Here is a 13,568-nt window from a genome sequence, read left to right on the forward strand (position 1 = left end):
ATTGTATGTGGAGTTTGTAACAAAAATACGCCGCTTGATGCGCCGTCCGTGTCCACTTCGTTTCGCCGGGCGGGCAGACATCGAAAGCGCGGGTGCGCCCGTGCGCAGCGACGACCCCTCCTCGATCGTAAAACCCGTTGGAAGATTTTAAATCAAACTTTACCGAACTTCGTCCAGAACCGGGCCGTCGGGGGCAGCGGATCGGGTTCGAGCATGATGAAACGGATTGTTGCCTTGGCCGTCGCGGCTTTCCTGGGCGGCACGGCCGCCTCCGCCCAGGCTGGCGAGACGTCCGGCTTCTTCGATTGGGTGCATGGCGACTGGTACCTGACCGTCGGCGCGGCGGGTTTCGCCGCCCCCGAATTCGAGGGCGCCAGCGACATGGTCTTCCGCGCCACACCAATGATCTCGCTGGGCAAGGTGGGACCCGAGGCGCGCTTCACCTCGCGCAACGACAATATTTCCCTCTCCTTGATGGACACCGGTTCGTTCCGGACCGGCCCCGTCGGCAAGATCCTCTTTTCACGCGACTCCAGCGACTCCGACGAGTTGAAGGGGCTGAACGATGTGAAATGGGGCGGCGAACTCGGCGCCTTCGCCGAATTCTATCCGACCGACTGGCTGCGCGTGCGCGGCGAATTGCGGCAAGGCCTCCGCGCCCATGAAGGCATGGTCGGCGACATCGCGGTCGACGCCTTCAAGGACGTTACCGAGACGATCCGGGTTTCGGGCGGCCCGCGCCTGTCCTTCGCCTCCGCCGATTATTTCGACACCTATTATGGCGTCAATGCGGAGGAAAGCGCGGCATCGGGCCTCGCCGAATACGATCCGGGCGGCGGGCTGAAGTCGGCCGGCGTAGGCGGCGCGATCACCTGGAAGGCGACGGAAAAGGTCACCGCCAGCCTGTTCGGCGAATATGCGAGGCTGCTGGGGCCTGCGGCGGATTCCTCGCTGGTCAAGGAACGCGGCTCGGTAAACCAGTTCATGGTCGGAATGTCGACGACGTATCGGTTCGATTTCAAGATACCGTAGACTGCCAACAGACTCCCAACCGGTTCAGGCGAAAAGCCGACTGTCGAAGGGATAACGTTCCACGCCGACGATCCTGATCGCTGCGGCTTCGCGGTGCAGGGGGTTGACGATGAAGCTCAGTGCCCTCGGCATGACGACCGATGGGACTTTCATCATGGCAAAGCGTCCCTCCCTGATGAAGCGCATGCCGATCTGGCGTGTTCGGTGCTGATCGATCTGCCAGCCCTCGACTATATCGGGACTGAAATGACTTACCGCGTCCGGAACGTCGATTTCGATCAACTGGTAGAAGTCCGGCACTGTCTGACGGTTGGCATGGACGAGTATTTCGAGCAACGACGTCGAAGGATGGTCCGCGCAGTAGATGATCGGGACACCTTTGGCGTGCCAGCGGCCCTCGCCATGGAGGCCGCCATTTCCAGTCAAATCCGCGAAATTGGAAATGCGCCAGACGCGCATGCTCAGGCGAGCATACCGTAGTCGATGCGGTGAAGTTCCTGTTCCACTTCCCGCGCTCCGGCCTCGGTACGCAAGAGGTCGATAGGGCGCACTCCGTCGAGCGCGATGATCTCGCTGCGCAGCCAACGCTGCGCTTTCTGGCGATTGCCGAAAACGCGATCCGCATGCTCTGCAATCCGTTCGAGCCTCAATGCGCGGTCGCTCTCGGCTACCGACAGCGGCTCGTTGCCTGCCTTGCGGCGCGCGAGCGTGCGACGCGATACGACCAAGGCATCGATTTCGTCATTGGTGAATCCGAAGGCACGCAACTGGTCAATCTTGTCTGGCGACTGCAGAGGGAGTTCCGTGATCATCGCAACTACGCCCATGGAAAGTCTCCTTGGTCTGCCATCTGCCCGGGAATATACGGGCAGATGGCAGACGCCGCAAGCCGGGCACATTCCGCTTCACTCTTTGCTGCTCCTCCGTTAAACAGCGCACTATGACTTCCGCAGCGCGCAGCGTCGCCGCCACGATACGAATTATGTGCCCGGCCTTCCGGGCGGCCTGAGCCGCCGGAAGCCCCGGGAGATTTTTGCCCCGAGCGCACTCGCGCTTTTCCCAGTTCGTGATAGTTGAACGCCCTGGCTTTCCGGCCGGGCAGTCCACAATGGCAAGACGATGACCGACGCACCCACAAAACTCGACTATTCCAAGACGCTTTATCTGCCGCAGACGGAGTTTCCGATGCGCGCCGGCCTGCCGGAGAAGGAGCCGCAGACTGTCGCCCGCTGGCAGGAGATGGACCTTTACCGCCTGCTGCGCGAGGACGCCGCGGGGCGGCCGAAATACGTGCTGCATGACGGCCCGCCCTATGCCAACGGCAACATCCACATCGGCCATGCGCTGAACAAGATCCTCAAGGACGTGATCACCCGCTCGTTCCAGATGCGCGGCTACGATTCCAACTACGTGCCGGGCTGGGACTGCCACGGCCTGCCGATCGAGTGGAAGATCGAGGAGGAGAACTACCGCTCCAAGGGCAAGGCAAAACCCGACCTGTCCGACCCCGCCGCGATGGTCGCGTTCCGGCAGGAATGCCGCGCCTATGCGGAAAAATGGATCGCCGTGCAGGGCGGCGAGTTCCAGCGGCTCGGCGTCGTCGGCGACTTCAAGAACCCCTACACGACGATGAATTTCCACGCCGAGTCGCGCATCGCCGGCGAGCTTCTGAAGTTTGCCGCGAGCGGCCAGCTTTATCGCGGGTCGAAGCCGGTGATGTGGAGCGTGGTCGAGCGCACCGCGCTGGCCGAGGCCGAGGTCGAGTATGCGGATTACGAGAGCGACACGGTCTGGGTGAAGTTTCCGGTGGTGGATGAGGGAAAGGATTCAGATTCTGGCGTATACCGAGTGCGTAAAGCGCTTGCGATTGAATCGGATGAGTTTGCCCCCCAAGAGGCCGTCGAAGTTTTCCGCGTTAAGTACAGCTTGAAAGACGCCTCCGTCGTCATCTGGACGACTACGCCATGGACGCTGCCTGGCAATCGGGCGGTCGCCTATTCGCCGCGCGTTGCCTACGGTCTTTATCAGGTGACTGCTGCCGAGAACGATTTCGGCCCGCAGCCCGGCGAAAAGCTGATCTTCGCGGAAGCCCTCGCCGACGATTCCGCCGCAAAAGCTAAGATCACGCTGGAGCTTCTTCGCAATGTATCGGCGGAAGAACTTGAAGGTCTTACGCTCTCGCACCCGTTCGCCGGTCTCGGAGGCGGCTACGACTTCCCCGTCCCCATGCTCCCCGGCGACCACGTCACCGACGACGCCGGCACGGGCTTCGTGCATACCGCGCCCGGCCATGGCCGCGAAGACTTCGACGCTTGGATGTCGGCCGGAAAGGACCTGTCCGCGCGTGGCATCGACACGGCGATCCCCTTCACCGTCGACGATGCAGGCTTCTTCACCAAGGATGCGCCCGGCTTTGGCCCCGACCGCGCGGGCGGTGCGGCGCGTGTCATCGACGATTCCGGCAAGAAGGGCGACGCCAACAAGGCGGTCATCGACGCGCTGATCGAGCGCAACATGCTGTTCGCGCGCGGCCGCTTGAAACACCAGTATCCGCATAGCTGGCGCTCGAAGAAGCCGGTGATCTTCCGCAACACGCCGCAGTGGTTCGTCTATATGGACAAGGAACTCGGCGGGTTCGGGCTCGCGCCCACCTCCCCCTCCGAGGGGGGAGGTCGCGCCGAAGGCGCGGGTGGGGGTGTTGGCGCCGGCCACCCCACCCCGGCGCTTCGCGCCGACCCTCCCCCTCAAGGGGAGGGTAAGAGCCAGCCCGATACCTTGCGCTCGCGCGCTCTGGCAGCCATCGACGCCACGCGTTTCGTGCCGGCGGCGGGGCAGACGCGGCTTCGCGCCATGATCGCCGAGCGGCCCGACTGGGTTCTGTCGCGCCAGCGCGCCTGGGGCGTGCCGATCTGCGTCTTCGCCGACGAGGACGGCAATGTGCTGAAGGACGAGGCGGTCAACCAGCGCATCCTCGACGCCTTCGAGAAAGAGGGCGCCGACGCCTGGTTCGCGGAAGGCGCAAAAGAGCGTTTCCTCGGCAACGCCCACGACGCCGCCAAATGGACCATGGTCAAGGACATCCTTGATGTCTGGTTCGATTCCGGCTCGACGCACACCTTCACCCTGGAGGACCGGCCGGACCTGAAATGGCCGGCGGATGTCTATCTGGAAGGGTCCGACCAGCATCGCGGCTGGTTCCATTCCTCGCTGCTCGAAAGCTGCGGAACGCGGGGCAGGGCACCCTACGACACGGTCGTCACCCATGGCTTCACCATGGACGAGGAAGGCCGAAAAATGTCGAAGTCGCTCGGCAACACGGTCGTCCCGCAGGACGTGATGAAGCAGTCCGGCGCCGACATCCTTCGCTTGTGGGTGATGACCACGGACTATTGGGAAGACCAGCGGCTCGGCAAGAACGTGCTGCAGACCAACATCGACGCCTACAGAAAACTGCGCAACACCATCCGCTGGATGCTGGGCACGCTGGCGCATGACGATGGCACGACGGTGCCGCTGGCCGAGATGCCGGAGCTGGAGCGGCTTATGCTGCACCGGCTGTCGGAGCTCGACGAGGTGGTGCGCGGCGGCTACGACGCCTTCGACTTCAAGCGCGTCACCAAATCGCTGCTGGATTTCATGGTCGTCGACCTGTCGGCCTTCTATTTCGACATCCGTAAGGACGCGCTCTACTGCGACGCGCCGTCGAGCCGGCGGCGGCTGGCGGCGGTGCAGGTGGTGCGGCACCTGTTCGATCATCTGGCGACCTGGCTGGCGCCGATGCTGCCCTTCACCACCGAGGAAGCCTGGCTGGAGCGTTATCCCGACCGGCGCTCGATCCATCTGGAGCAGTTTCCAGCCGTGCCCGCCGGCTGGCGCGACGATGCGCTGGCGGAAAAGTGGCGCAAGGTGCGCAAGGTGCGCGGCGTGGTGACGGCTGCGCTCGAGATCGAGCGGGCGAAGAAAGTGATCGGCTCGTCGCTGGAGGCAGCACCCACAGTGTTCGTGACGGATCCCGACCTGTTTGCCGCGATCAGGGATGTCGACATGGCTGAGGTCGCGATCACCAGCGGCATCGACGTCTCCACCGGCGAAGCCACGGCGGATGCCTTCCGGTTGGACGACGTGGCCGGCGTCGCTGTCGCGCCGCGTCTGGCGTCGGGCACGAAGTGCGCCCGCTCCTGGCGCTACACGGACGATGTCGGTCTGGATGCGGATTTCCCGGATGTGTCGGCGCGTGACGCGGCAGCGTTGCGGGAACTTCGCAGCCTCGGCCGGCTGGCATGAAAATTGGCGTATGCGTTGTTATACCTCACCGCATACGGTAGATTAACCAATCCGGCGACAAACTATCGCCAGATTCTATGGCCATGCGGTGACGGGGCCATCAGGCGACTCTTAAGAGGCTTATCGCAGTGATATTTCTTGGCATGACGGGAGACCGCCGTTCCGGCATCGCGGCCGCAGCCGGTCTGGCGATCGCGGGAGCGGCACTTTCGGGCTGCATGGGCTCGCCGACCTACGGAACTGACAAGACCGCGGGCGAGCAGCTCGTCGGCGACGTCAGCAGCATCTTGTCGCTGGCTCCGCCCGAGCGTGCGCCGATCAGCTACAAGCCGAGGCCCGAACTGGTGAAGCCGGTGAAAGGCTCCGCCGCCGTGCTGCCCGTGCCGCAGGAAAGCATTGCTGAGGCCGGAAATCCTGCCTGGCCCGAATCGCCGGAGCAGAAGCGGGCGCGGCTTCGCGCCGATGCCGACGAGCACCGCGACGATCCGGGTTGGCGGCCGAGCATCGATTCCGACATGGCGAGGGCATCGGCGCGGCCGACGGAGAAGAACCCGGTGATGAACACCCGTCACCTGGAGACCGGCGTGGAGCCGGTCGGCACGGGCTCTTCCGCGGCCCAGAGCGCGGCGTTCCGCAAGAAGCTGGCCGAGAGCAAGCAAGGCAATCCGGATAGGCGCAATTTCCTCAGCGAGCCGCCGCTCGACTACCGCCAGGCGTCGGCCGCCGCACCCGTCGGCGATCTCGGCGAGGACGAGCTCAAGAAGGAACGCCGCCTGAAGGCGGAAGCGCGCAAGAAGAGCGACAAGAGCTGGGCCGATATCCTGCCCTGGTAGCGGCCAGCTTCGGGTGAGGCTGGCCTGCAGATTGCGGCGTTCTGCATCCCCGGTGTTCAGGCACCCCAGATAGCCATCCGCTTGGCGCTTCGCGACCCCAAACGACAGCCTTTTCGGTTCAGCCTGCTTTTTGAAGCTGGACTTATTACCTAGGGTCATTTGCCTTGACCGTCGGGGCGGCGCGGAGGGTCAAAGTAAACAGCCACTGGACCTATTCGTCGGCGCTAACGGCGGTTCTGGAAGAACGCCGTGAGGATTTCGGCGGCGGCGCGCTCGCCGATGCCCGGATAGATTTCCGGGGCGTGATGGCAGGTCGGCGATGCATAGAAACGCGTGCCGCTGACCACCGCGCCGCCTTTTTCGTCCGACGCGCCGAAATAGAGCCGTCGCACCCGCGCGAATGAGATCGCTGCCGCGCACATGGCGCAGGGTTCGAGCGTGACGTAGAGATCGCAGCCGGTCAGGCGCTCGGCGTCGAGCTTTCGGGACGCCTCGCGGATTACCAGCATCTCGGCATGGGCGGTGGCGTCCTTCAACTCGCGCGTACGGTTCCCGGCGCTGGCGAGGATTTCGGCGCCGCGCACCAGAACGGCGCCGACCGGAACTTCTCCGCGGGCGGCCGCGGCCGCGGCCTCGGCAAGCGCAAAACTCATGAAATCCGGGCGTTTCACCGGGTGACCATGAAGACATTTCCCTCGCGCGTCTGGAACGTTACTGCTACACCCCGCCCGGAAAGGCAAAGGCCCACATGGACGACGATCGGAAAAAACCTTCAGGCAAGGGCGCACGCGCTCCCGGCGACCGCAAATCCGGCGGCCGGACGCGCAGCGGCGGACCCGGCGCGAAGGGCGGCAAACCGGGCTTCGGCCCGAAGGGCAAGCCGGGTTTCGGAGCCAAGGGCGGCAAGCCCGCGTTCGGGGCGAAGACGGGTTTCGGCGGCAAGGCCGGTAAACCGTTTCGCGACGGCGACAAGCCTGCCGCCAAGCGCAGCTACGGCGACGCCGCGACGGGCGAACGGCCGGCTCGCGCCGAGCGGCCGGCCTACCGTCCGCGCGAGGCCGGCGACGCCGCTTCCGGCGAACGCGCCGCCAGGCCGTCCCGCCCGCGTGCCGAAGGCAAGTCGTTTGCGCCCCGCGAGGACAGGCCGTTCAAGCCGCGTGAAGACAGGGCCTTCAAGCCGCGCGAGGACCGGGCGTACAAGCCGCGCGAAGCAGGCGAGGCCGCTTCCGGCGAACGCACCGGAAAACCGTATCGCCCGCGTCCAGAAGGCAAGACGTTTACGCCCCGCGAGGACCGGCCGTTCAAGCCGCGTGAAGACAGGGCTTTCAAGCCGCGCGACGCAGGCAGCCCGCGTCCGGGCCGCGCCGAACGCGGCGCGCCGCGCGAGGGCGATGCTGCAAGGCCGCAGCGATCGGGGCGGCCGTTGCGCGCCGATGCGGGAGACAGGCCGTTTACCAAGCGCCGCCCGGAAGCAGCCTCCGGCGAGGGGGAGCGCACGGTGCGCAGGTTCGAGCGCGACGACCGCCCGCGCGAGCAGGGAGAGCGCCCGCGCCGCTTCGACAGACCGGACGATGGTTCGCGTCCGATGCGAAAGCCCTTCGAGAAGCGCGATGGCGCGCCGGCGAGATCGTCGGGAGACCGAAAACCCTATGTGCGGGCGCCGATTTCCGCCGAGGAGGGGGGCGAGCGCATCGCCAAGCGGTTGGCGCGGGTCGGCATCGCATCCCGGCGCGATGCGGAAGAGCTGATCGCCGCCGGCCGCGTCAGGGTCAACGGCAAGGTGCTGGCCAGCCCTGCCTTCAACGTGACGACGGACGACACGATCGAACTCGACGGCGCGCCGTTGCCGCCGGTCGAGCGCACGCGGCTGTTCCTGTTCCACAAGCCGGCCGGCGTGGTCACCACCAGCCGCGATCCGGAAGGCCGCCGCACGGTGTTCGACGTGCTGCCTCCCGACCTGCCGCGGCTGATGACCATCGGCCGGCTTGACATCAACACAGAGGGCCTGCTGCTGCTCACCAACGATGGCGGGCTCGCGCGGACGCTGGAACTGCCGGCGACCGGCTGGCTGCGGCGCTACCGGGCGCGGGTGCATGGCAAGGTCGAGGAAACGGCGCTGGCCGCATTGAAGGACGGCATCGCCGTCGACGGTGTGTTCTACGGCTCGATCGAGGCGTCGCTCGACCGCGAGCAGGGCTCCAATGCCTGGCTGACGCTCGGCCTGCGCGAAGGCAAGAACCGCGAGGTCAAGAACATCCTGGGTTCGCTCGGGCTTGACGTGACGCGGCTGATCCGCATCTCGTTCGGCCCGTTCCAGCTCGGCGAACTGCCGGAAGGCAATGTCCAGGAGTTGAAAGGCCGCCTGCTGCGCGACCAGCTCGGCGAGCGCCTGATCGAGGAATCCGGCGCGAATTTCGAAGCCGAGGTCATAAAGCCGTTCTCCAACAGACCGGTGCGCGGAATCGAGGCTCCAGTCGAGGTGGCCGATCGGCCGAAGATCGTGCGCGACGGCATGCCCGGACGCATCGGCGAGGGCGGACTGATCAAGAACCGCAAGCGCCGCGAGAACACCCGTGACGATGCGCTGGGCAAGCTTTCGACAAAGCCGGATCGCGGCGGTTTCGGCGCGAAACCCGAGCGTGGACCGCCGGGCGCGAAATTCGAGCGCGGCGCGAAGCCCGCTTTCGGCGACAGGCCGCCGCGTGGCAAGAAGTTTGGCGAGCGCGAGCAGCGGCCGATCGAGCCGCCGGGCCAGCGCAAGGCCAATGTCTGGATGGCTCCCGGCTCCCGGCCGCAGGGCGCTGGGCGGATTGCTGCCGAGAAAGCCGACGCGGAAGCCAGGAAGAGCCGCAAGCCGGCCTATGGCAAGCCCGGCGCTGCAAAGCCGTTCGGCAAGCCGCGCGGCGAGGGCAGGGATGGCGGTCCGGGCGACCGCCCGACACGTCCCCGCAAGCCGCGCACCGACGAGTAGCCCGCGCATGCGGATCGTCGGGGGAGAGTTTCGCGGCAGGCCTCTGGCCACGCCGCGTTCGCAGGACATCCGGCCGACCACCGACCGCACCCGCGAATCCGTGTTCAACGTGGTCGCCCACCGGTTTGGCGAGCGGCTCGCTGGCGCGCGCGTGCTCGACCTGTTCGCGGGAACCGGCGCACTCGGGCTGGAGGCGCTGTCGCGCGGTGCGGCTTTCGCCATGTTCATCGAGGAATCGGCGGAGGGCAGGGGGCTGGTCCGCACCAATGTCGAGTCCTTCGGCCTGACCGGGCGCACCAAGATCTTCCGGCGCGACGCGACGAAGCTGGGCGAGGCGGGAACCATCCAGCCTTTCGGGCTGGTGTTTGCTGATCCGCCCTATGGCAAGGGGCTGGGCGAGCAGGCTCTGCTGTCCGCCCGTACCGGGGGCTGGCTTGCGCCGCGGGCGCTTTGCGTGATCGAGGAAACCGCCTCGGCGGCGTTCGGCCCCGTCGACGGATTTACCGTGCTGGACGAGCGAGGTTACGGCGAAACCGTCATCCGGTTCCTCGAAGCTGCCTGAATTCGGCCTTGCTCCACGGCAACATGACGAACAATTCACTTTCCGCTGGCGGTTCGCGGCCCATATAAGGCGGGACCAAAGAGCCCAGGAGCCTTCATGAATTTCGAAGACCGTCCGGTCCGCCGCCGCCTCGCCAGCCTTTTCCTGTCTTTCGTCATCGTGCTGCCGGCGGGCTCCGCCTTCGCCGATGCGCAAGCCAAGCGCGAGCCGGTCGCCGACTTCACGCTGTCGAACGGCATGGAGGTCGTTGTCATCCCCGACCACCGCGCCCCGATCGTCACCCACATGGTGTGGTACAAGGTGGGCAGCGCCGACGAACCGCCCGGAAAATCCGGCATCGCGCATTTCTTCGAGCACCTGATGTTCAAGGGCACGACGAACCACAAGCCTGGCGAGTTCGACGCGGCGGTGGCCTCGATCGGCGGCAGCGAGAACGCTTTCACCTCCTACGACTACACCGCCTATCACGAGACGGTCCCGCCGGATGCGCTGGGCACGATGATGGCTCTGGAAGCCGACCGCATGCGCAACCTGATCCTCACCGACGCTGTGATCGGGCCGGAGCGCGACGTGGTGCTGGAAGAGCGCCGCTCGCGCATCGAGGGCGACCCGGAGGCGCTGCTGTCGGAAGAGGTGCAGGCGACGCTCTACCAGAACCATCCCTATCGCGTGCCGGTGATCGGCTGGATGCAGGAGATGGAAAAGCTGAACCGCGCCGACGCGGTCGCCTTCTACAACCAGTATTATACGCCGAACAACGCTGTTTTGGTGGTGGCCGGCGACGTCGAGACCGACACGGTCCGCAAGCTGGCGGAAGAGACCTACGGCAAGGTGGCGCGCGGCCCCGACCTGCCGCCGCGCGACCGTCCGACCGAGCCGGAGCAGAACACCAGCCGCACCGTCACCATGACGGATCCCCGCGTCAGCATCCCGAGCTTCGCACGATACTGGCTGGCGCCGTCCTACCGCACCGCCGAGCCGGGCGAGGCGGAGGCGCTGGACCTGCTGTCCGAGATCCTCGGCGGCGGCACGCGCAGCCGCCTCTACCAGCAGCTGGTGGTGAAGAGCGACGCCGCGGCCGGCACCGGGGCCTATTATGACGGCACCGCGCTCGACGAGACCAGCTTCACCGTCTACGGCTCGCCGCGCGACGCCGAAGGCCTCGCCAGGCTGGAAACGGCCATCAACGCCGAGGTGACGCGCATCCAGAAGGACGGCGTCACCGAAGACGAGCTCCAGAAGGCCAAGAACCGCCTCGTGCGCAGCATGATCTTCGCGCAGGACAGCCCGTCGAGCATGGCGAACATGTATGGATCGGCGCTGACCACCGGCAGCACCGTCAAGGACGTGCAGGCGTGGCCTGACAAGATCAAGGCCGTTACGGCGGCGCAGGTCCAGGCCGCCGCCGTCAAATATTTGAAGCCCCAACAGTCGGTCAGCGCCTATCTGCTGCCGCCGCAGGACGCATCGAATTGAGGGGCGCGAGCATGAATTCCGGAGTTCTTATGCGAAATCGGATAACGACCCATGCTGCCGCCTGGTTTGCGGCCTTTGGCGTCCTGCTGCTGCTCGTGAACTTTCCCGCGCAAGCCGCCGTCAAGATCCAGGAAGTCAAATCCGACAGCGGCGTCACCGCCTGGCTGGTCGAGGACTATTCCGTGCCGATCGTCTCGCTGCGCTTCTCGGTCGAGGGCGGCGAGTCTCAGGACCCCGTCGGCAAGGAGGGCATGGCCAACCTGATCACCGGCCTGTTCGACGAAGGCGCCGGCGACCTCGACAGCGACGCCTTCCAGACACGGCTGGACGATGCCGGCGCGGAGATGAGCTTTCGCGCCAGCCGCGACAACATCTACGGCTCGATGCGCATGCTGGCCGAGCAGAAGGACGAGGCGCTGGAGCTGATGCGGCTGGCGATCACCGCGCCGCGCTTCGACCAGGCGCCGGTCGACCGCATCCGCGGCCAGATCGTTTCGGGCATACAGTCGAAAGCCAAGAACCCCGAGACCGAGGCGTCGCGCCTCTGGCTGAAGGCGCTCTATGGCGATCATCCCTATGCCCGCCCCGACGACGGCACGGAGGAGTCGCTGAAGACGATCACCGCCGACGATTTGCGGGCCTTCCACAAGGCGCTGTTCGCCCGTGAGCAACTGCATGTCGCGGTGGTCGGCGCGATCGACGCGGAGACGCTGAAGCGCGATCTGGACAAGCTGTTCGGCGCCTTGCCGGAAAAGCCGGTGCTGACGCCGGTGGCCGACATCACGCCAAAACTCGACCAGGAGGTGCGCTACGAATACGCGCTGCCGCAGACCAGCCTGCACCTCGCCTATCCCGGCGTGCCGCGCAAGGACGCTGATTTCTTCCCGGCGGTGGTGATGAACCATATCCTCGGCGGCGGCTCCTTCACCTCGCGGCTGTTTCGCGAGGTGCGCGAGAAGCGCGGGCTGACCTACGGTATCGATTCATCGATCATGAACTATGAGCATGCCAACGCGCTGACCATTGGCACGTCGACACGCGCCGGCAAGGGCAGCGAAACGCTCGGCATCATCCGCGACGTGGTCGAGGAGATGGCGGAAGGCGGCCCCACCGAGGCGGAACTGGCGGCGGCCAAGAAGTACCTGATCGGCGCTTACGCCATCAACAATCTGAACTCCTCGAGTTCGATCGCGTCGACCCTGGTCGAGTTGCAGATCGACGGCCTGGGTGCGGATTATTTCGAGCGGCGCGCTGATTACATCAACGGTGTGACGCTGGACCAGGCGAAGGCCGTCGCCAAGCGGCTGCTGACGGCCGAGCCGGCGGTGCTGATCGTCGGGCCGGCGGAAGCCAAGGCGGAGCAAGGAAACTGATGAGCCCGACATTCGCCGTCGCGTTTGGCGGAGGCGGAGCGAGAGGGCTCGCACATATCCATGTCGTCGAGGCGCTGGACGAACTCGGCATCCGGCCCGTGGCGATCTCCGGTTCCTCGATCGGCGCCATCATGGGCGCCGGCATGGCGGCCGGCATGACCGGCCGCGACATCCATCATTACGCCGGCTCCATCCTCGGCCGCCGCGCCGAGGTGGCGAGCCGCATCTGGCAGACGCGGCCCGGCAGCTTCGCCGAGGCCCTGCAGGGCGGCATCCGGGTCAGCCAGTTCAACATAGAGCGCATCCTCAAGGCGTTCCTGCCGGACGCCATCCCCGATCATTTCGAGGATCTGAAGATCCCGCTGAAGGTCACGGCGACCGATTTCTACGGCCACAAGCTCGCGGTGTTCGAGAAGGGAGACCTGATCTCGGCGCTTGGCGCATCCGCGGCCATTCCGGCGGTGTTCAAGCCGGTGCGGCGCGACGGTGTGCTGCTGATCGACGGCGGTATCTACAATCCCGTGCCGTTCGACCTGCTGTCGGGGCTGGCGGACATCGTGATCGCCATCGACGTCGTCGGCGCGCCCGAAGAAAACGCGCGGCAGCGTCCCAACTCGATCGACCTGATGTTCGGCGCCACCCAGTTGCTGATGCAGTCGATCATCGCCGGCAAATTGGAGCATACGCAGCCCGACATCCTGCTGCGCCCGCCGGTGTCGCGTTTCCGCGTGCTGGATTTCATGAAGGTCGAGGCGGTGCTGTCCGATACGGTCGGCATCAAGGACGAGCTGAAGCAGGCGATCGAAAAGGCGGTCGCGAGCCGCGAGGCGCGCGGCGGGGGGTGACCCCGGTGAACCGCGTAGTGGCGGGGCATTTTGGTACGCCCGATGTCCTGATCCAGTCTGGCGCGCGCTCCGACCGAAATGACATCAGGGCCCTGACAGGACACTGATACCAGCGGTCGTTGACTGTGACCGTCTGCGCCGCCCCTCATCCGCCTGCCGGTGTCCAGTCGATGGATGGGTAACGGAATGAAC

The 13,568-nt window shown here is 65.8% G+C and carries 11 protein-coding genes; 8 read left to right on the plus strand and 3 right to left on the minus strand.

Translation table 11 applies throughout. From position 1 onward, the window contains the following. The first annotated feature begins 216 nt into the window (after nucleotides 1-216). On the plus strand, nucleotides 217-1,032 hold the full coding sequence (locus tag ACSBOB_RS10975) for a MipA/OmpV family protein (protein ID WP_442583707.1): 816 nt from the start codon (nucleotides 217-219) through the stop codon (nucleotides 1,030-1,032). A gap of 24 nt (nucleotides 1,033-1,056) precedes the next feature. Here ACSBOB_RS10975 and ACSBOB_RS10980 read toward each other — a convergent pair whose 3' ends face one another. Together ACSBOB_RS10980 and parS are read right to left on the minus strand one after the other, a co-directional pair. Next, the gene (locus ACSBOB_RS10980) at nucleotides 1,057-1,491 is read right to left on the minus strand and encodes an RES family NAD+ phosphorylase (protein WP_442582430.1); all 435 of its coding nucleotides are present in this window, start codon (nucleotides 1,489-1,491) and stop codon (nucleotides 1,057-1,059) included. A 2-nt stretch (nucleotides 1,492-1,493) separates the two neighbouring features. Then, nucleotides 1,494-1,859: a type II RES/Xre toxin-antitoxin system antitoxin gene (parS, locus tag ACSBOB_RS10985; RefSeq protein WP_442582431.1), complete on the minus strand. Its 366-nt coding sequence runs from the start codon at nucleotides 1,857-1,859 to the stop codon at nucleotides 1,494-1,496. A gap of 292 nt (nucleotides 1,860-2,151) precedes the next feature. Between parS and ileS the strand changes: the two genes are divergently transcribed. Together ileS and ACSBOB_RS10995 are read left to right on the plus strand one after the other, a co-directional pair. Continuing rightward, the gene (gene ileS / locus ACSBOB_RS10990; RefSeq protein ID WP_442582432.1) at nucleotides 2,152-5,316 is read left to right on the plus strand and encodes an isoleucine--tRNA ligase; all 3,165 of its coding nucleotides are present in this window, start codon (nucleotides 2,152-2,154) and stop codon (nucleotides 5,314-5,316) included. Between the two features lie 143 nt (nucleotides 5,317-5,459). After that, entirely contained in the window at nucleotides 5,460-6,149 is a 690-nt protein-coding gene (locus ACSBOB_RS10995) for a hypothetical protein (protein WP_442582433.1), read from the plus strand. 224 nt (nucleotides 6,150-6,373) lie between these two features. On the opposite strand, the gene ACSBOB_RS11000 is transcribed toward ACSBOB_RS10995, so the two are convergent. Further along, nucleotides 6,374-6,820, minus strand: coding sequence for a nucleoside deaminase (locus tag ACSBOB_RS11000; protein ID WP_442582434.1), 447 nt, complete (start codon nucleotides 6,818-6,820; stop codon nucleotides 6,374-6,376). A 77-nt stretch (nucleotides 6,821-6,897) separates the two neighbouring features. Here ACSBOB_RS11000 and ACSBOB_RS11005 point away from each other — a divergent pair, with 77 nt between their 5' ends. From ACSBOB_RS11005 to ACSBOB_RS11025, 5 genes are all read left to right on the plus strand, one after another. Then, nucleotides 6,898-9,120: a pseudouridine synthase gene (locus tag ACSBOB_RS11005; protein ID WP_442582435.1), complete on the plus strand. Its 2,223-nt coding sequence runs from the start codon at nucleotides 6,898-6,900 to the stop codon at nucleotides 9,118-9,120. Between the two features lie 7 nt (nucleotides 9,121-9,127). After that, entirely contained in the window at nucleotides 9,128-9,682 is a 555-nt protein-coding gene (gene rsmD / locus ACSBOB_RS11010) for a 16S rRNA (guanine(966)-N(2))-methyltransferase RsmD (RefSeq protein WP_442582436.1), read from the plus strand. 96 nt (nucleotides 9,683-9,778) lie between these two features. Continuing rightward, entirely contained in the window at nucleotides 9,779-11,158 is a 1,380-nt protein-coding gene (locus tag ACSBOB_RS11015; protein WP_442582437.1) for a M16 family metallopeptidase, read from the plus strand. 29 nt (nucleotides 11,159-11,187) lie between these two features. Beyond that, nucleotides 11,188-12,531, plus strand: coding sequence for a M16 family metallopeptidase (locus tag ACSBOB_RS11020; RefSeq protein ID WP_442582438.1), 1,344 nt, complete (start codon nucleotides 11,188-11,190; stop codon nucleotides 12,529-12,531). Continuing rightward, a complete protein-coding gene (locus tag ACSBOB_RS11025; RefSeq protein ID WP_442582439.1) occupies nucleotides 12,531-13,376 on the plus strand; it encodes a patatin-like phospholipase family protein in 846 nt (281 codons plus the stop codon). The genes ACSBOB_RS11020 and ACSBOB_RS11025 overlap by 1 nt, the downstream gene beginning before the upstream one ends. The last annotated feature ends 192 nt before the right edge of the window (nucleotides 13,377-13,568 follow it).

Source organism: Mesorhizobium sp. KACC 23794, assembly GCF_052180275.1.
Lineage (GTDB): Bacteria > Pseudomonadota > Alphaproteobacteria > Rhizobiales > Rhizobiaceae > Kumtagia.

Bases quoted from the DNA above. Each gene is read 5' to 3' on its own strand.
- ACSBOB_RS10975 (WP_442583707.1), top strand. From the start codon at position 217: ATGAAACGGATTGTTGCCTTGGCCGTCGCGGCTTTCCTGGGCGGCACG.
- ACSBOB_RS11015 (WP_442582437.1), top strand. From the start codon at position 9,779: ATGAATTTCGAAGACCGTCCGGTCCGCCGCCGCCTCGCCAGCCTTTTC.
- ACSBOB_RS10995 (WP_442582433.1), top strand. From the start codon at position 5,460: ATGACGGGAGACCGCCGTTCCGGCATCGCGGCCGCAGCCGGTCTGGCG.
- ACSBOB_RS10980 (WP_442582430.1), bottom strand. From the start codon at position 1,491: ATGCGCGTCTGGCGCATTTCCAATTTCGCGGATTTGACTGGAAATGGC.
- parS (WP_442582431.1), bottom strand. From the start codon at position 1,859: ATGGGCGTAGTTGCGATGATCACGGAACTCCCTCTGCAGTCGCCAGAC.
- ACSBOB_RS11005 (WP_442582435.1), top strand. From the start codon at position 6,898: ATGGACGACGATCGGAAAAAACCTTCAGGCAAGGGCGCACGCGCTCCC.
- rsmD (WP_442582436.1), top strand. From the start codon at position 9,128: ATGCGGATCGTCGGGGGAGAGTTTCGCGGCAGGCCTCTGGCCACGCCG.
- ACSBOB_RS11025 (WP_442582439.1), top strand. From the start codon at position 12,531: ATGAGCCCGACATTCGCCGTCGCGTTTGGCGGAGGCGGAGCGAGAGGG.
- ACSBOB_RS11020 (WP_442582438.1), top strand. From the start codon at position 11,188: ATGCGAAATCGGATAACGACCCATGCTGCCGCCTGGTTTGCGGCCTTT.
- ileS (WP_442582432.1), top strand. From the start codon at position 2,152: ATGACCGACGCACCCACAAAACTCGACTATTCCAAGACGCTTTATCTG.